Consider the following 20,181-nt stretch of genomic DNA (forward strand, 5'->3'; position numbering starts at 1 on the left):
GCATCCCGCCAGCCGCAGCAGGCTCAGCAGCCGGGCCATCAGCAGGCACCGGCACAACGTGCTCCACAGCCAGCACCAGCATCCCGCCAGCCAGAACAGTCCCAGTATCAGGACTACCAGCAGGATCCGGCCCAGAGCACTACGTACCAGGACCAGTGGCAGGATCCTCATCAGTTCCAGCCTGAACCGCAGAGCCAACCGCAACCGCAACCGCAACCGCCGTCAGCCACTGGCGGGGATTATTCAGTGAAACGGGCTGGTGATCTGGTATTAGTCCAGTTGCCCAATATTGACTTGGATCTTGAAACCTCTTCGGTTCAAACGATACAGCGGGCGCTTCCAGATGTTGAAATTCAGCTAAGGGACGACGTTTTTGCTTGTCCAGTGAACCGCGCTGCCGAAGTACTCAACATGCTGGAGGATGCAGTCAGTACCTTGCGCCAGGCAATCCCAGAACAATACGGCAACGCCAACATGGTGTTGGATCATCACGTCCAAAAATTACTTGCCAATCATGGTAGTGCGACCAACAACGATATCGATTCTTGGAATCTCGAAAGCCTCGCGGCTGACTTGAGCCAAAGCCACGGAAACGCACCAAACCTGAACCGATAACGCTCAGCCATGGAGGTCGCTTTCTCCTTAGAGGAGAAAGCGACTTAAGCGACTTCTGATAAGGATTGCAGTATGAATAGCAAGGTAACCCCATCTCGTCTGTGGCTGGACTTCAGCAAGCATCAAGACGTAACAAACTCTAAGATCTCCGCCAAGCTGGTTCTAACCAATCAAGCTCCTACAATCCACCTGGATGGCGATATTGGTTCGCATGAAGCCTCGGTATTGGTCTCGCTGGGTTTTCAAAGAGATACGTCCGGACACTCGCGTGTAGTATCTGGGCTCGACTTAGGCCACCTAAGGCTAGCATTTCCTTTAGTAAACATAACTGAGCAATCAGTAGATTCGTTTCTGGTAGACCGAAGAGAAGCTGCCAAGCCAGCTCCTCCGACCTCTTCTGCCACCGAACGCACCAAGTCAGTCGATGAATTTATGCATGGTGCGCTGAACTATTTGTATGAACAGGCAACAGAAGCAAATATCGATGGCCACCGAGTGTTTCACGGCATAGTCCCGCCTGCTTATAGGATGTTGCCCTCTTGGCTGGAAGAAAACGCGCCCCCTTTTGGTGGTGCAAGCGCTAGCAACCCGGAGAGGTTGTACTTTCATGACAACCAATGGGTAAAAGTGGTTGTCGGTGCCAATAACATTGTAACGATGGACTTCTTTACCAACGCTTTCATGGAATCACGCCAGGAGGCACTGAATAACGAAATCGAAGGCTTTACCGACAAAGAATTCGACGTTCCGTTTGAGTATGAATCGCTGGTGGTCGTTCGCCTGCAGAACGGAAAGTTTGCTGCGTGCCAAAAGGGCTCCACCCCTGAGCAGATCATTAACAACCTATCCAGCATTGCTGATTCCCCTGCAGGTGTGCTGCGCGCGACTATTCGACACCCTGATCTATCGCCATTACTGCTAACTCCCGCTGAATGGGCTGATGCGATCGCTTTGCATGAAAAAATACAGATCGAATCAGAGACAGACGCTGAAGCGGTCGTTGAAAAGGCTCCGGTACCAAGCTCAAGCAAGCCAGTAAAAGAAGATGATGTAAGCAAGGCAGCTCCATCCACCGACGATATAACCGAGAGCAAGGCGGATACTCAAGATATTGCCCCCGCTTCTCCGACCGAGAATGACCTGGTCCCAATCACAGAAATCGTTGGTGACATCTACAGCTGGCGTGCAGCGGTTGGCCAAGCCCTGGATATTATTAGGGACTTAGCTGACGACCCTCGTGTTTCGCTGATGAAAGTTCAGCCTCATACGTCAGACGCTAGCCTTGCAGATTATCTGGCAGCTAATTATCAACTGACTATCGAAGAAGCACAGCGCTACATCGAGCCTTCCAAATCTGTTCCACCACCAGCATCCCCTGAAAAAACATACGAACGCTTTGTCGGCCAACCATGGGCCGATGAGGCAATGCGTCTGCAGGCGGAGCTGATCGAGCAGGAAATCGAAGCTGACTCGGATATATCGAATGGTGCAGATGAGCCTCTACCAGCGGAGCCTGCAACGACAGACACAGCAATCAGTACCGCCCCAGAGCACCGCTCCAACCAAAGAAAGCCCTTAGATGAGACCCGAACGTTTGACTATACCGCCGCTAATGTAAATGACGCCAAGGGATTTGATCCGGTTGATGAAAGCCTGGTGCCGATCACCATGGACGTTGACGCGTTCAGGGAAATCACTGATGAGTGGGCCAGCTTGTTTCAGGATCCCCCTGAAAGGGTAAGCCTTGAAAAGAGCGCCAAGGCGGAAGGGTTTCTCTCTGAGTCCGAAGCGCAAGCCCGAGTTGATAGCTGGAAAGAAAACGTAAGAAAACAGTTTCGAGAGAACAGATCCGAGAACTCTAACCGTACCATTCTCAGTTTCTTCGACCTTTCTGGCGAATGGAGCCGTCCATACGAAGAAGCCGGCTATAACGTTATCCGGTTCGACATTCAGTCCGGCCAGGATGTAATGGAATTCAGTGCCGACTACTTTATCGAGAACTGGGATTTTGGCGAAGTATGGGGAATTCTGGCTGCATGTCCTTGCACTGACTTTGCATCGTCCGGAGCCCGCTGGTTTGCTGAAAAAGATGCCGATGGACGCACTGAAGCAAGTAAAGAGCTGGTCTTTCAGACCCTCAGAACCATCGAGTATTTTCGTCCAAAGGGCTTCTGGGCCTTGGAAAACCCGGTTGGCCGTATTGAACGACTAACAGGGCTTCCGAAAGCAAGATTGATCTTCCAGCCCCATCATTTTGGAGAAGACTACACCAAAAAAACCATACTGTGGGGACAGTTCAACGAAGACTTACCGATAGCGAACACTGAACCCACTGCGGGTAGTAAAATGCACTCGCAATATGGTGGAAAAAGCCTGGCAACAAAAAATGCCCGCTCGGCCACTCCTGAAGGGTTTGCATACAGCTTTTTTCAGGCAAACAACTATGTCGATATGTCGCCAGAGCGTCGACTGCTGTCCAACTATCCGGAAGCGTCTGGCGCTATAAAGGTAGCCTTGTCAGAAGGCATTTCTGAAGCGCGTATTGCAGAGTTGATGTATGAGACATACGAATACTACGAGTATGAAGCCGCTCGCAATGCGCTCATTCAGGAAATAGCCGCGATCACCAATAACAGTGACGCTTCAGAAGACATTGAAACTGCAGAGTTTGAAGAGATAGTTGAAGAGCCTAAAACCGAGAAGTTAGACCTGGCATCCTCCCCGTTACCTGCAGAACCGAAAGCTACCACTATGGATACTGCAGTTGATGAGAGAAAATCGGCTGAAGCACCGAACGTTATTGAAGTAGCTAACACCACAGCCTCAGAGCCTGAACACAGCAGCGCACCAAGCAAATCGAATAATGTCCTGAGCTTCACAGACAGTAAACGCCTGAGAACCGCTCAGGATACCTTTGAAGCCGATCAAACCTCCAAGTCAATCGAAGAGACCCTGAAAGACATTGGCACTGACTACCCGTCTCTTATCGGCTTGATTACTGAATATGTGGAACTATCACAGGATAAGGAAGTTCCCTCCCTGCAGGATGCGCGACGAATCGCTCAGCTAGATACCGAGATATCAGAACTGATCTCTCAGGCTCGTCAGGCTGGTTATGAAGTGGATCTGGCCAATCTGATCAGCTTTACCCAGTCATCCTTGGACGCTGACAATCACACAAAGCAGGTTATCGAAGAGACTGGCTACAACTTCCTCAAGATCGAGACATCGACTCTCAAGGGGCTTCATGAGCATCGTATAGCTGAACTGGTTGCAACCATACTTCACCAGAACGGAACATCCAGCAATCTACCGCTGCATAGCCAGCTGCAGGCGTACACCACCATCGCGCGGTACTGGGGATCCGCGAAGGATGCCAGCTTTGCAGAGACGTTCATGGGAGAACAGATCTCATCCATTCAGGGTCTCAAAGACTATCTCGCCAATGAGATGGATCAGAGTTACAAAAAAGTACTCCTCCGCTATCAGATTGCGCAATTGCAGGTCTTCATTGACGGTTACAACCAACTGTCTCCGATCCCCCGAACCAACGCCCAAAACGAACAGCGCGAGCTACGCAAGGAACTCGCTAATGTGTCATACGCTCCGGATCTTATAGAGATCACAGATGAGCATATAGAGAGCTATCGATTAACCGGCTCATACTCGGAGTTTGTCGAGATACTGGAGGATCAGCACAAGCTATCATTTGAGGCTGCACAGATTCTCGCAGAGAGAATCCAGAACGAATTTTACAATCGAAACAACAACGCATATCGAGCGCGCCCAGCGTACCAAGCCCTTCGCAGTCTGGATTCAAAGTTACAAGACTGGAAGCTGACTGATGACCCCCAACAGCCTCGGCAAAGCCAGCTTGTCTGTTCTTCAGGTCCGATGGAGCTTACGATCTCAGTAGTCGAAAACGAGAACTCAGAGCAGTCAGGCTTCACCTGGCATTTCAGCGCAGACTACTACAAGCCATACTCAAAAGAGCTATCTGCAGAGGCGAAGCACTTTAATGTCGATGGCGACCGTAGCGAAAGCATCGATGACATTATCGACATGGCTAACGAGTTTCGGAAGCTATACAAGACTCAGGTCGATTGCTCTAACCTCCCGAGTTATGGCGAGGAATACGCCAAAGAAAGCATTTATGATCTGACGGCCATCAATAAGCATTTGCGAGAGCGTGTGAAGCAGGATAAGGCTGCTGGAATCCTGCCCAAAGATGTGAAGGCAACCTTTAAGAAACATGGATACGGTTCACTAAAGATTACCATCAAGGATGCGCCAAGGTCTCTCTATCCGCTGATCAATCCTGACTGGAATAGCTTCAAGGCTGCAAATCCACATACGTCCTATAGTGAATACCCATCGAAGTATACCGCTGAGGGCGCGGCGCTCATTCGCTACTTTGAAGCCATTGCCAATGCATACAATTACCACGATTCGGATCCTTACGCCGACTACAGGAACTTCAACTTTGTTCTCGACGTGAATCTCTCCGAAGAGCTTCTTGAAAATGATAAGGCGGCTAGTGCTGCCAAAGAGATATCAGCCAATACTCTATCGAAAGCCAAATTCAGTTACATCGCGCCAGACCATCAGCAGGATTCCCCGATCATGGGACAGCTCGCGAAGCTAATGGATGACACTGCTCTAAGCAAACTGTTGGCCAGCGAGGGACCGTACTTTGAAGAGCTGTTAATTCACTATCCTGGCGTTATGGAATTGGCCGTCCGGGCACTCCCATCAAACATATCAAACCGGCTCGAACTGGTGTTCAACCACCGCCTGGATCCCAGCTATTCAAGTGAACAGCTCGATAGTGAGTTGACGGTGACCCTCGATGCTAGGGGCCAGCTAGAACTCTACTCTGTCGTACTTACCAATCCCGATAATGGTGACGTAGTGCATGGCATAGGCGAAGAGGCTCTTGAGATAACTGATGGGCTTATTTCGCACTACACTAAGTTTGCACATAGCTATAATATATTAACCGACCATGCACAGGAGACTCTTAGTGATGAACAACTTGGGACAGATAGCCCAGCGCCTGCAGGCGAGCTTGACAAACCAGCATCCGGAAATCGTGGCGCAGATGAAACAGGAATCGCTGCTGGAAAACTGGTTGATCCAAACAGAGCAACAGATCGAGAACCAGGAGCACGAAATGACGGAGCCATTGATCCGATCCGCACAGCAGATCCGGGATCACGCGCAACGGGAACAGGCACTCCTCAACGTGCGCCGGAAAAAGCTGGATCTGGAAAACGACTTGATTCACGTGGCGATCGCAACCCTGTTGAGCTCGACCATGACAATCAACTAGTCATTGAACGAGACGAGTCACTATTCTTTTCGCCCGAGAAGCAACTTAATGCTATCTACAAAGCGGAACGTGCCGACTATGAGTTGATCGCCAATACCGCCGCATGTATCGAGCTTTACTGCGACATAGTGAAAGCTGGTGGGCATAAAACTCTTTCGCAAGATCAAATGACTATGCTGGCCGAATATACCGGTGCAGGTCATAAAGCTATCCGCAAAGAACTGGAACGTTACCAGGCCTATTCTCAGGATCTCCGGCGCGCGCTAGCACGACTAAAAGAGGTAGACTCCTCTGCCTATCGAGCGCTAAAAGCCAGCACCCTTACAGCATATTTCACACCCAAACCTGTAGTCGATTTCATGTGGTCAGCGCTTGACCGCCTGGGGATTTCAAACGCTACACATTCACTATCAATCACTGAACCTGCTTGCGGTACCGGCCACTTTATCGGATTGGCCCCAAACAGTGTGCGACGTAGCGCTGAGATCACAGCTGTAGATCTCGACGCAATGAGCGCCACAATCACCGGCCACCTCTATCCGGAAGCCAAGGTAATCAATAAAGGCTTTGAAAAGATCCTTATGCCAGAAGGCTCGCAGGATATCGTCACCGGAAACGTACCTTTCGGTGACTTCGTTATATACGACCGCAAAACTGGTAAAAGCCCCTTAGTACACGACTACTTTTTGCTGCAATCAGTACGGCTAGCCAAGCCTGGTGGCTTGGTATCGTTCGTCACCAGTACAGGCACCCTCGATAAAGCGAACCCGGCTATCCGTAAGGCGCTGTATAGAGACGCGGATCTGGTCCATGCCATTCGCTTGCCCTCCGATACATTCCAATCGTCTGGAACAGAAGTCGTATCCGATATGGTCTTCTTCCGTAAGCGAAAACCAGGAGAGGCGCGCGGGGACGACCGCTGGGTGAACTCTGTCGAAGCGCCCAAAGCGCTACAACCAAGCCAAGAGGATCCGGAATCAAAACCGGCATTCATCAACCAGTACTTTCTTGATCACCCTGGCCATGTGCATGGCACGCTTACCGGAAAGATTGGCCAGTACGGTGCTGAAATCGGTGTTGAGTGGACGGACTCGGCGGTTAATAGCCTTGATGCTCTATCAGAGCGCTTAGCTGACATCAAAGAAAACGTATTCGATGCGGAACCGGTACAACACCGCAAAGCCCCTAAGGTATTCGAAAGCTCAGAACATCAATCCGCTGCGATTAAACGCGGTTCCTACGCACTTGTAGACGGTGCGATCAGCATCTACCTGGGAGACAGTGTTTATCAGGAGGTGAAGCTGAATAAACGGGAACGATCAGGCATTGCTGACTATATTCCGCTGCGAGATGCCGCGACAACCCTATATGAAGCTGAACGTTCCTATCAGCCAGATGATGTAACAGAGCCTCTTAGAGAGAGCCTGAATCGCATCTACGACAATTTTGTGACCAGCCATGGTCCTTTGTCTGAATGCAAGTTCCTAAAGAAACTGAAACGGGATCCGGATTGTTTCTCTGTACTGGCCCTTGAGCTGTATGACCTAGCCTCCCGGACTTACATAAAGTCATCCATCTTCGAAGAGCGTGCGGTCGCGCTTTCATCAAAGCCTGAAATTACCGACATCCGGGATGCGATCGCCGTAGCGATGGATGAGTCAGCAATGATTAACGCTGATCGAGTGGCGAACTTGCTGCAGATAGAGTTGGATGATGCAATCGAACAACTTAAGGCGACTTGCTTCCTGGATCCCGACATCGGAGCCTGGATTCCAGCCCCTCTTTACCTGGCTGGCGATATGTACCGTAAGCTGGAAGATGCAGAAGCCGCGGCTGAAGTGAATCCCGCCTTTAAGGCAAATGTCGAAGCACTTAAAGAGAACTTACCCAAGCCCGTTCCAATCGAAGATATCAGCGTAAAACTGGGTTCATTCTGGATCCCAGACCACATGATCTCTCAGTTTATAAGAGAGACGTTGGATCTGAACAAAGCCGGGTATTCTGATCGCGTTGACGTTAAGTACAACTCCACCACAGCTGAATGGAAGGTCAAAGTAACAGGGGCTGCGCTTGCTGCATGCGATAAGCTAAATACAACAGTGCACGGCATCCCAGAATGCAGTTTCGTTGAGCTTGTAAAATGCGCCCTTGAACTGAAACAGCCAACTGTTAAAAAGCGGTTTAACGATGAACTGATCGTTGATCATGAGAACACAAGCTTAGCCCGCGCCAAGCTAAAAGAAATTCAGGCAAATTTCGAATCCTTTATCAAATACAGCACTTCGTATCCGGAACGTGCCGATGAAGTTGAGGCGTTATACAACCAGACATTCAACCGCTTTAAGGAAGCAGGATACGACGGAAGCTATCTCTCATTCCCTGGGCAGGCCAAGACCCTCAAAGGCTCGCCGCTGCAGTTTAGATCGCACCAGTATCAAGGTGTCGAGCGGGCACTGACAACACCTCACGGAGATCTGCTCGCCCATGAAGCAGGCGCTGGCAAGACGATTGAGCAGATCACGATTGCCTACGAACATAAGCGGTTAGGGTTCGCGAAAAAGCCTGTGTTGGTGGTACCGAACCATATGCTGGAGCAATTCACCTTCGAAGCGTATGAGCTGTACCCATCAGCAAAGATATACACGGCCAATAAGGAACTTCTAGCTTCTGCAGACGGCCGATCGCAGACAGCTGCACGTATTGCCGCTGAAGACTGGGATCTGGTAATCATCACTCATGGCATGTGGGACGCAATCGCTCTGCCTGAGGAGTACATCCGCTCCTCGATGGAAAGTGAATTAGATGGATACGAGAGCCTATTGAGGGAAGCCCAATTTGAAGGCGATAAGTGGTCAGAGAGACGCATACAGCGCTCCATCAAGAACCTCGAAGCCAAGATTGATCGTATGGTCGACAGGGTTACCAGAAAGAAAGATGCCATTCAGTTCGATCAGCTGGGCATTGATTTTGTATCATACGATGAAGCCCACTACCTGAAGAACATCGCATTCCCAACTAAGTTGGGGCAGATCGCCGGGGTTAATACCACAACCTCCATTCGCGGTCTCGATAGCATGATGAAGTTCGACTATATCAGGGAGCAACGGGGGGATGAAAAAGGCGTACTGCTGGCCACCGCCACTCCAATCACCAACTCCCTATCAGAACTCTATGTAATGGCTCGGTTGGCTGCGCCCCAGCTACTTAGGGATATGGATCTGCAACACTTCGACCACTTCCTCAGTAACTTCGCAGAAGTCGTCGAGCATGTAGAAATTAAACCGGAAGGCGGTGGTTACCAGGTAAAGCAGCGACTTTCGAAGTTCAACAATGTGCCTGAGCTAATTCGGCTGTTCAGAACCTTCGCAGACATCAAGACAGCCGAAGACCTTGACCTCCCTACACCAAATTGCGAAGAGATCCGGCATGTCGCAGCGGCCAGTGACCAAATAAAGCTGTTCATGAATTGGCTTGGCCATCGGGCTCAATCCGTACGGAATGGATCCGTGGACGCTTCTGAAGATAATCTATTGAGGATATCTACCCACGGCAGGTTAGCAGCGATCGATATGCGGTTGCTTAATCCAAAGTTACCCGACGACCCTCAATCCAAGCTAAACCTATGTGTCAAAGAAGTTTTCGAAAAGTGGGCAGAGCATAAAACCGATGCCCGTACACAACTTGTATTCTGCGACTCCGGAACACCAGGCCCCAATAAAACGTTCGACCTGTACAACGACATGAAGGCCAAATGGATCGCTATGGGGATTCCAGCCGAAGAAATCGCCTTCATTCATGATGCCAAGACTGATGCTGATAAAGAGCGCCTATTCTCAAAAGTTCGGTCCGGTGAAATCCGTATATTGCTTGGCAGCTCTGACAAAATGGGGGTTGGAACCAACGTACAAACACGCGGCAGTGACCTGCACATGCTGGATGTTCCTTGGCGCCCTATCGACGTCCACCAGCGGCGAAAGCGTTTCGATCGCCAGGGCAACCTGTTCGATGGCGTGAACATCCACTTTTACTCAACCGAAGACAGTTTTGATCTGTTCATGTTCGAGGCACTGATCAGAAAGCTGAAGTTCATCACCCAAGGTATGGCTTCCCCTGAGAAATGCGCACGTTCGATGGAAGAAGACTGCGATCCTGGGTTTGCCGAAATCATGGCAATCACAACCGGCAATACACTCATCCGCGACAAGATTGAAGTGGATTCGCGGTTGGATGAGTTGTACATGTTGAGTCTCGGTCACGATCGATCAAAAAGACTGGCCATTCGCGATATCTACCAGACAGAAACTAGTTTAATACCAGATGTAGAGCGCCGGCTTGCAGAGCTGACTTCACTAAGAGATACCATCGAACAGAATCGTAACCCGGACTTCGCTGGTGGCCTGGATATCGTCGTGGAAGGACAACGTTTCGATAAACATGGCCTTGCGGGTGCTGCAATCATTGCGGCCCTAAAGCGCAATCCAGTGTTTGGGAAAGGGTTTCAGTGCGGCCACATTATGGGTATCCCATTCAGCTGCTTTAACAAGGGCAACAGCTATGCTGTGAAGCTGGATACGGCACTCCCAATTGAAGTAGATATCACTAAGCGGCCTGAACAGTTTGTTTCAATGCTGGAGCGCGCGCTGCAAAACATCCCAACTCGCATTGCATACACTGAAAGTCAGATTGAAAACTATCGTAGTCAGCTCGTTGAGCTTACCAGTCAAGCCGAAAGCGAGTTTCCTCACGCAGCAGAACTACAGGATCTGGATAAACGCAGCAGAGAACTGGATGTTGAGCTGCGGGAAATGGCTGAGCAGGAAGATCCAAGCCAATTCATAACAACTGAAGGTCTGCACGAATTCGAGTTACTACTGGAGTCTGTTGGTGGCCTAGTCGGCACCAAAAAGCAGGCGGCTAAGCCCTCTCTCACTGATGATGAGCTAATCACTGTGGCTGATATTGTCGCAGCTCAATCGGTCCCAAGCCAGGCACCCACTCCCCTCCATTAATCATCCACACGTCAGCCGGGTAGTCGATACCCGGCTCCTCTATGGAGCACAATACATTGAAACTTTTTCTTTGCGAAAAACCTTCTGCTGCAGCCACATACGTTGAGGCCCTGGGTGGCGATACCAAAAGAGATAAGAAGAAAGGCTATTACCAAGGCGACAACTGGATCGTCTGCTACTTGGCCGGCCACGTATACGAGCTGCTGGAGCCAGGCCAGTACAAAGATGAGTGGAAGCGCTGGAATCTTGAAAGCCTACCCATTCGGCCTGAGCAATTTCGGTATCAAAAAATGAAAGACAAGGAAGACCTGATTCAAACCATTTGTGGACTGTTGAAAAAGGCTGACGAGGTTGTGATCGCTACTGATGCAGGCCAGGAAGGTCAGTTGATGGGGGAGATCTTCCTTAAAGAAACCGGTTGGAAAGGCAGAACGTGGCGTGTCTGGTCGTCTGAAATGGAAATCAACGGGCTCCGCAAGGCCATTCGGGAAATGCGGCCTAACTCCGAGTACGCAGGAATCGCAGCTTCTGGAGATTCACGTGAAAAGGGAGACTGGTTACTCGGAATCAACTTTTCACGCTGCTTCACGCTACTCGCTCAGGAACGCGGATATGATTTTCTGGTGCCCGCCGGTCGCGTGCAATCACCCATCCTTCACATCGTCGCCAACAGAAAACGTGAAATCGATCAGTTCAAGGCGGGAAAGTACTATGAGCTTTCTGCGAATTTAGTGATGCCTGATGGCACGAAAGTCGAAGGCAAGGTCAATCTTCCAGACCATCTGCTAAAGAATGGTCACTGTACTGATAAAGACGCCATTAATCAGATTATGCGGGGCATACAGAACGCAGAATGCTTGGTGTCAGCGATATCGAAGAACCACAGTAGAAAAGCCGCTCCCCTCCCCTTCACCCAAACCGATCTTCAGATCCATGCGGACAAACAATGGCAATTCCCACCCGCAAAAACACTGGAAACATGCCAGAGCCTTTACGAGACCTACAAGCTTCTTTCATATCCCCGAACGGGCTCAGACCACTATGAAACAGACGAGCTTGCCAAAGCGCCAAAAACCATTGCAATGCTGGGCAAAGTACCTGGAATTGAGTCAGCTGCTGCAGGAGCTGATATTTCCAACCCCTCATCAGCGTTCGACACCTCCAAAGTAGTTGAGCACGCGGCCCTGGGACCGACCGGAAAGTTGCCTGACTGGGGGCGGCTAAGCGAGGCGGAACGCAGTATTTTTAAGATAGTTTGCTTGCGTTATCTCGCTCAGTTTTACCCTGATGTTTCAGTTGAAACGACCAGCGCCACCCTGTCGGTAGGCTCCTACACAATTTCTCTCAGAGGACAGACGGTGCTTGAGCTTGGCTGGAGTGCGATTATTTCTGAGGAAAAAGAAGATGTGCCTTACATTCCAGAGCTACAGCAAGGGCAAACTATTTCGATCGATTCTTTTTCGGTATCAGAAAAAAGTACACGCCCACCGAAAAGGTACTCGCGTGGTGATCTACTGGCCATCATGAAAAACGCGAAACGGTTCTGTAGTCCTCAGCTACAAACACGCATTAAGACAGCCAGCCTTGGCACTGATGCAACTCGGGCCAGCATACTGGAAGGGCTTGAGCTCCGGGACCTTCTGGTAGCCAAAGGAAATATTATCGACATCTCCAAACGCGGTCTAATGGCCGACGAAATCATCTCGCAGTTGGCTTCATCGCTTACCACACCAGACCTCACCGCGATGTGGGAAATCGCATTCCGAAACATCAAGTCCGACCCGACAAAGGCGGTTCAGTTTAAGCAGAATGTGAACGACTACATAGGAAGACAGCTTGCCACTTCCAATACGGTAACAATTCGAAACAACCCGTTGGCCTTCACTCATGACTGCGGAGGTGTATTGACACGACGCACTCCTGATAAGGGTAATCCGTATTGGCAGTGCCGCTCCTGCAGGGAATATGTCGATGACGATAAAGGACGTCCAGTGAAGCCAATTGAGGGGCACGGAAGCAAATGTCCGAAATGCGCCTCAAAAATGATTACCAAGATGCAGAGAAATACTAAATCATCTAAGCCAGCTTCACCCTACCTTTCCTGCAGCAACAGAAACTGCCCAGGGCGAAATTCAAACAAGGGTTTGCAAGGTTAGTTTTTAGATATTTGTTCCTAAACTGTTTGGAATATGTAGAATACGATCGCCACTAATTAGTTAAACATTGTCATATTGGCTGACAATACGATAATATAGCTAATATATATGGCGACTAGTTCCAACGCAGCATACGGAGTACGGATAGATATGCTAATTCAGGAAGTCCCCTGCGCGCACTGTGGCACGTGGTTAGAGGAAATACGGACCGGTGGTAAACATACATGCCCGAACTGCGGTAACTCTGCGTCCGCAGTTCAAGTTCAGGAAATTACACTGCTCTCAGAAAGCTTGATCGAGCTTGCCCGCCAGGAGGGTGTAACAATGATTGAGTTTGAAGGGATCCCCATGGCGGTTGAGGATGCACTAAGCCCTGCTGGGCTTCTGCCACAAATCGTGGTGGGTATGATCTCTTCCCATGCAGAGACAGGCTCAACGGATAAATTCCGATTTTCAATCAATGAATCAGGCGCAGAGGCGACCGACAATCTGAGCCATATGATCATCGTTGCACCGGAGCCTGATGAAAACACTATGCCTTTTGGTACGGCGCTGGTGCATGCAACGCACACACTTCGACAGGTTCTTAATCAATATAGGGCGTATAACGGTACCGACATCTCTGTCATACCCGATACAGCCCTCTTTTCGATCCTTCCTGAGCTTCCTGAACAAACAGTAGCCTAGCCCTACCCGGATTAGACATGTCATTGCTGCAACAGTTTGAACAGCCAGCGGCTTCACCAACTCGAAGCGCGCTGCACCAGCTAAAGGTGTTTAACCAACTGCAAGTTGCAGCAGCCAGGTCAAGTTATCAGTGCGACCTGAATCAAGTGAGTGAAGATTTTTACAATGCTGCGCATTCGGTTGCTGTATCTCTCGGAGTAGATACAGCATTTGAACCCAACATGGCGTGGATCAGAAACGCGATTCTTCCGCTGGCCTGCTCCTCGCTTGAACGGACGGGGCGTATTGAAGTAGATGTATGTGATGAAGCTATTCAATTCATGCAGGCCGGGCCTATTTCGCCTCCGACATACTCCGATAACCTCGTTGTAGCCAGCGTAATCACCTTACAGAAACTAAGTTCACTACACGCGAACTTCAGCTATCTGAGGCCTCAAAGCAAGCTGACAAATAAGGCATTTTCAGTGATCGACAATTACGCTTCGGCGGCTGCTGAGCGGGTTGGTGATGACAATGAAGTCAGATCCGCACTGATCACTCAGCTCACCGAACTTTACGTGGCGATATTTGATCAAGACGCGGAGAAGTACCGCCTAATGCTGGAGTCCGAATCACCGGCAAACATTGTTCGCCAGTATGGGCTGGGATTTCCGACTGATGATCTGTTTAACAAGTTTGATGATGCTGCAAGTAACCTCATTGAGCAATTGGGACTAAGACATAGCATGGAGATGCAACGATGAGTGCCGAAAGAGATTCAAAACCCAGTAAGGGTAAAAAGGTACTTAAGACCTCCGGTTTCATAGCTAAAGAAGCATTTGGATTTAATGTCTTGGGCTCTTCATTCAGAAGAAACCATCGAAACCTAGCGGAGACAAAAGGTGTACTCGAAACTTTATTTAAGGGTTTGTTTACGCCAGCGAGTTCGAATGAATCTGCTGCCACTAGCTACCAGCTAGAAGAAGTTGATCATCGTGATAGAGAGTTCTGGATGATCAATGCCATAAGAGCAACCGGATCAAATATTACTTGGTTCATTGTCTTAATCTATGCATTTACGTTCTATATTTATCAGAGCTTTATTTTTAAAGGTTCGTTTATTGACCTTCTGATATCAGGGTCGTCGATAGTCGTAGCGATATCCCTATCTATATACCTGATTTTTCGCGCCTATATATCCTGGACAGATGTACTCAAATTAAGATCGTGTACTAGCAATAGCTCTGTAACTCTTCATATATCGAATAAGTATTGGAGATCTTATTTCTCCACACTTGCGATTGTTGCTCTCACTTGTTTATTCAAGTACGCACCTATAACTGAGATAGTGACATTAGTAATTGTATCGGTCTCCTTTATGGTGGCTGTGTCCTATATAGCGTTTCTACAGGTGGTATTGGCTGGGGTAAAAAACTGGACTATTCCCGAATCGGATCTCGATACTAAACCGGTCATAGCATCAGTCCTATGGAGCGTTCTTCCATTACTAGCGCTAACAGCCTGGACACTCGTATGGGACCGTTTATCTCTCTCTGCCCTGGTATCCAGTATTGCCCTAAGCATCGCTGTTTCTAGCACCTTATCACTGGCCATCCTACGCGAGTTTCACAAGAGGTAAGCTTTGGATCTTCCAGCCCCACCCGATTACGTTACACACCTGACACCGACCTGTATGGAGGTTGTCAGTGAAAAAACAGGGGTCAGCATGATGGACCTCTTTTTGATTTACAAAGTCGAAGGTGGCAGCAACGGCATCCACGTTCGCAACAAGTCAAATGGCACTTACGATTACGGCTTCTTTCAGATTAACACTGTCAATCTAAAGTATCTTAAGGACACGTTTAATTTATCTCACGATGAGATTAGGTATAACGCTTGCTTAAATACATTGGCAGCGGCGCTGTTGATAGATCGCAGAAAGCGTGAGTACAAAAACAGTGATCTCGACTACTTCGGTGTTCTTGCAACCTATCACTCAAAAACTCCAAAGTATCGCAATAGATACAGAAACAAGCTAATACAGAAATACAAGACTTACTTCGGGGATAAAAAAAATGGCGCAGGAAAGAAATGAAGAGCCTATAGAAAACTTGTGGACTGTCGTAATTCTGTTATGCCTAACCTCCTTTCTGCTTTATCTTGGCTGGCTAAAATGGAAGTATGAGCTCACGGTGTATGCGGCCTGGTTGGGTCAATACACAAGAATTCCACAAATTCCCCTCGCATATATTCCAATATTTCCTCTTTCATATCGAGATTCAATCTTTAACTATGATGCATACCTAAACCACATTACGCCGGACAAAGTTACTTTCTCGGTATTTATCGCTTTTGCCTCAGTAACTTTCAAGTCCATCATATTGTTTCTGGCACCGATCCTATTGTTTCGCGGGCGTTACTTAATAAAGCATGCGGCCAAGCTTGATTTCACCCGTAAGTTCACTAAAGAGTCGCTGCTAAGAGACCATTTCATGCATCTCTATCCGCGGGTCAAACCTGCAGCTCGAAAGGTACTTGAGAACGAAGATCCGAGATTCGGCCCCTGGGCGACTCAACACAATCCGGTAGCGTATTGCCTGAATTTGAACCTATTTACGACCGAAGTTGATAGCGCCCATATTCAGGATCTGAAACTTGCCCCTATTGAATCGCTGTCGCTTAAAGAACGCCACGATATGCACGATCACTATCACGGGCATCTTCGACTCAACACCACCAAGTTAAGGGATGCCATTAGCTCTCAGCTGGGGGATAAGTGTGCCTACACGGATGATGGAATGATTGACCACAATCAGCTCCCCGACCTTGAGCGCGCATTATGGATTCTCTTCTTAGGTTGCATTTCCCAACGAGATGACGCCCGAACGTTGATAAATGAACTGCTTGACCAAATTGCAGATACCTTCATCGAAGGGGACGACACCAGCTCGGGAGAACATCAGGCCGACCTGGATGGTATTGACGCTCTGTACGACCTTATCAAGAGCGACCTTAAGGTTATAAAGGCGTTGAACACAGCAAGGCGGACACATGCTTATTGGAGCACAGCATTTACATCGCTCTATAGCACGGCAAAGGACAACTACAAAACGATCCAGAGCCGTGACTTCATCTGGTTGAAGCCCGTAAACCGTACTTTGTACTTCGCAATCAATCAAATCGGGCTGGAAAGAGCTAGGACTGAAACCTGTGGTATTAGGACGCACTACAGGGCTGAGATCCGGCACAAGCGCCCACTAGTCAAGCCACATGTTAGAAGTGCTTGGATCGATCTCATGCTGCAACTACAGCAGTCAGACTGGCTATATGAAGACGTACTAGTCGAACATGAAGACGGGAGCCGACCAACGCTGATTTCCGAAGCTAAACAACGAATCGAGGCAATCTCATGAAAAAGCAAACTCTGCGAATCATCTGCAAACGACACACGGTTTACTTGCAGAATACTGACATTTCGACATCGGCCCCAATTAGTAGCCGCTTTGTATTTAGCGAAGGGAAAATCAGTTGGAGTTATGTCGAGGCTGACTCTATTCCAGCCACACCTGAAGACTTTAAGGTACTTCAAAAAGTCATCCGAAAGCATAACCCAAACACTGCGAAGCGGGGAATCCTTTGGCCTTTGAGCCTTATCGCGTCTGTCGTGATCTGCTGCGCAACCGCAGTGACCTTAGTGGTGCCACCACCCACATCCCAGAACCAGGCTTCAGCGGTGACAGAGCAAGCCGAAGAGACAAACTACCCTTTCTCTAGCCAGGGCTAATTTACGGAACGAGTAGCGATGACATATACGCTTAAGCGACAAGAGGTCATTATTGACCCAAGATCTCCATTAACGAAGTACATCGACTGGTCAGAAAGTTCCTCAGCAAGAGGGGCCATTTACATTCTCTCGTCGACACTGATGCTGATCGGCTTCTTCTTGCCAGATAGCATTTCATTATCTTTGTTCGCTTTTGCGTCTCTAATTGTATTACCCACCGTATTCAGAAGTCGTCAGCCAGATCTGCCTGGACGACTCCCCGAGAATTCTGGCCTAGCGGACCCGACTGAAGGGAAAGATGACAAAGGAAGGACCAAGCCAGCCAAAGGCTCGATGCTATTGGGCAACGACTCCAAAACAGGTAAGGAGTTTTGGCTAAGCTGGGGAGACAGTAAAGTTCATGCCTATATCATGGGAGCGACCGGAGCGGGTAAATCCGAAGCGCTGTTAACCTGGTCGATGAACTTCATTTTTTCCGGATCCGGCATTCTCGCAGGGGATGGCAAGGGAACACAGATGTTTCCCAAGCAATACTACACGTTGACCCGCATGGTAGGGGCTGAAGATGACTTCTTCGGTATTAACTACATTACTGGCGATAAAACCAGAATAGGCAGACGAAAAACCAAGGGATCAAATAGTATAAATCCGTTTGCCAGCTCTTCAGCCGCAACCAGTAAGGAAACGATGGCGTCACTCATGTCCGCCAGTAACGAGGGCGGTGGAGACAACCAGGTCTTTGTCGACCAAGCTGTAACGTTGCTTGAGTACCTGATGCCCATCCTTCACGAACTCAAAGTGATGGGGCTACTAGAGCTGGATATACGCGAGATCGGTCGGCATATGCCGCTCGATGAGCTTTACAAGCTCACCAAACACCCTGAACTATCAAGAGAAACTCGCGCCTATGCCAAGTCCTATCTTTCTGGTCTTAGTTACAATTTCGAGAAGCCGGCAAATCAACAACCAGATAACGTAACAAAGATGCATGGTTACGCCCTGAACTACTTTCAGAAAATTATCGCTTCCTTCACCACCAACTACAGCTCTATTTATCTGACCGATCAGGGCGAAGTGAATATCAACGATACCGTCGATAACAGACGATTTCTGGTGTTTACGATCCCGGCTCTTGAAAAGTCTGGTAACGAGTTAACGGGGCTGGGTAAAGTGCTTCTCACCTTGGCACGTGCGGCCTCAGCACGAGGCTTGGGGGACGAATACGAAGGCACAAGGGAGGAGACCACCAGCAACCTGCCAAAGGCCTGGAAAACACCCTACTCCTACCAGTTTGACGAATTTGCGTTCTATATCATCGAAGATTTCAGTCTGCTGCCCGCTCAGATTCGCGGCATCAATATTTCTGGGCTCATGGGCGCACAGGACTATATCGGTACTGAGCGTGGCGGTCAGATCGATGCAGAATCCATATTTTCCAACGCACGATTAAAGTTAATAGGTGCTATGGAGGACTCAGGTAAGACCTGGGACAAAGTTTCCGGTTTGCTAGGTGAGGTCGACGTGATTGTGCGTTCAGGATACGAACATGTTAGTGGTTGGGTAGGACGCTATATGCCCAATAGCACTCCGTCTGTAGTAAGACGGAAACCGGTCGATATCCAAGACCTTCAGGAATTGGATGCCGGTAGATTTGCTACTATATGGCGTGGCAAATACTCCATGATTGATTTCGTGTACACCGATATCAATGAACACGCCATCACAGAGAACATCAGATATCACCGCCTGGTTCGTAGTTACTTCCCGACTGATGCCGAATACGCAGCCACTGAGACAGAACTTAATCTGCTGGATTTTCTTTGCCAAGACAGAAAAAGAGTCTCCAAATTGCCTGCCTCATTGAAAAAGATTGCCAGGCTTGCAGGCACCGCTTCCGGCAGCGGTAAAGATATCGGTTGCGAGATCCTGGCTGGGTTCCATAAAGAACTCTCTCTGACGGTTACCCCAACCCGACGATCAAATTCTCCTCTAGCGGACCCACAACACCAGCCTGATATCACCTCGACTGGTCACCTCGAAGCTGCTCCGTCGGATATAGATAGCAGCGAGGGCCTGGCTGAATTTGGAGATTCGTCGCTATATGCTGATTTCGATGAAGGCGAGGAAACAAGAGATGAAACAGATGATGACTCGACAGAACACTGCTTACATCACACCCTGGATAGTGCAGTCGCTCAACAGGTCGAAGTCCCGGATCCTGAAAAAACACTGAATTCAGAAGATCTCCTACCAGAAACTAGCAAACAAGCCGAGTGTCTGACACAGCACTCAGAAGGCAATGAATACGTATCACTTGATGCTGAAACCCAAGACAGACTTCTTAGGGAATTTGCCTCAATAAACGAAATACTAGGTATGTCTAGTGAAGACGCCGTTCAAACAGCCAAGGGCAGTGTTAGCTCTCTCGCAGCCGGTGTATCTTACATGATACCGCCTAAACCCGTACGAAATGCCGAATCACTTGCTGAAAATGTACGCAAGATCATGGAAGGTGGTAAACCGCATTAGTGGTCACAAAAATAAAATCACTATACAATTCACGGATTTACAGCATTAATAGTACTATATTGGCTTTATGTGATTTATGTGGCCAACTTA

7 protein-coding genes and 1 pseudogene are annotated in these 20,181 nt (G+C 48.9%); all 8 read left to right on the top strand.

The window, feature by feature from the left end; translation table 11 throughout:
- A pseudogene (locus Q354_RS28500) lies at positions 1-615 on the top strand (hypothetical protein); the annotation flags it as partial.
- 72 nt (positions 616-687) lie between these two features.
- Positions 688-10,956, top strand: coding sequence for a DEAD/DEAH box helicase family protein (locus Q354_RS27005; protein WP_036231348.1), 10,269 nt, complete (start codon positions 688-690; stop codon positions 10,954-10,956).
- Positions 10,957-10,997: 41 nt separating this feature from the next.
- Positions 10,998-13,112, top strand: a complete 2,115-nt coding sequence (locus Q354_RS0123290; RefSeq protein ID WP_027859721.1) for a DNA topoisomerase — start codon at positions 10,998-11,000, stop codon at positions 13,110-13,112.
- A gap of 324 nt (positions 13,113-13,436) precedes the next feature.
- Positions 13,437-13,799, top strand: a complete 363-nt coding sequence (locus Q354_RS0123295) for a hypothetical protein (RefSeq protein WP_156948476.1) — start codon at positions 13,437-13,439, stop codon at positions 13,797-13,799.
- 17 nt (positions 13,800-13,816) lie between these two features.
- Positions 13,817-14,542, top strand: coding sequence for a hypothetical protein (locus tag Q354_RS0123300; protein ID WP_027859723.1), 726 nt, complete (start codon positions 13,817-13,819; stop codon positions 14,540-14,542).
- A gap of 878 nt (positions 14,543-15,420) precedes the next feature.
- Entirely contained in the window at positions 15,421-15,873 is a 453-nt protein-coding gene (locus Q354_RS0123310; protein ID WP_156948477.1) for a lytic transglycosylase domain-containing protein, read from the top strand.
- The gene (locus tag Q354_RS0123315; RefSeq protein ID WP_027859726.1) at positions 15,854-17,191 is read left to right on the top strand and encodes a secretion/conjugation apparatus DotM-related subunit; all 1,338 of its coding nucleotides are present in this window, start codon (positions 15,854-15,856) and stop codon (positions 17,189-17,191) included. The genes Q354_RS0123310 and Q354_RS0123315 overlap by 20 nt, the downstream gene beginning before the upstream one ends.
- A 389-nt stretch (positions 17,192-17,580) precedes the next feature.
- Positions 17,581-20,091 (top strand): type IV secretory system conjugative DNA transfer family protein, encoded by a 2,511-nt coding sequence (locus Q354_RS0123325; protein WP_027859728.1) that lies wholly within the window; start codon positions 17,581-17,583, stop codon positions 20,089-20,091.
- Positions 20,092-20,181 lie beyond the last annotated feature (90 nt).

The organism is Marinobacterium jannaschii DSM 6295, assembly GCF_000620085.1.
GTDB lineage: Bacteria > Pseudomonadota > Gammaproteobacteria > Pseudomonadales > Balneatricaceae > Pontibacterium > Pontibacterium jannaschii.

Coding starts and splice junctions, on each gene's coding strand:
- Q354_RS27005 (WP_036231348.1), top strand. CDS start 688: ATGAATAGCAAGGTAACCCCATCTCGTCTGTGGCTGGACTTCAGCAAG.
- Q354_RS0123290 (WP_027859721.1), top strand. CDS start 10,998: ATGGAGCACAATACATTGAAACTTTTTCTTTGCGAAAAACCTTCTGCT.
- Q354_RS0123295 (WP_156948476.1), top strand. CDS start 13,437: ATGATTGAGTTTGAAGGGATCCCCATGGCGGTTGAGGATGCACTAAGC.
- Q354_RS0123300 (WP_027859723.1), top strand. CDS start 13,817: ATGTCATTGCTGCAACAGTTTGAACAGCCAGCGGCTTCACCAACTCGA.
- Q354_RS0123315 (WP_027859726.1), top strand. CDS start 15,854: ATGGCGCAGGAAAGAAATGAAGAGCCTATAGAAAACTTGTGGACTGTC.
- Q354_RS0123325 (WP_027859728.1), top strand. CDS start 17,581: ATGACATATACGCTTAAGCGACAAGAGGTCATTATTGACCCAAGATCT.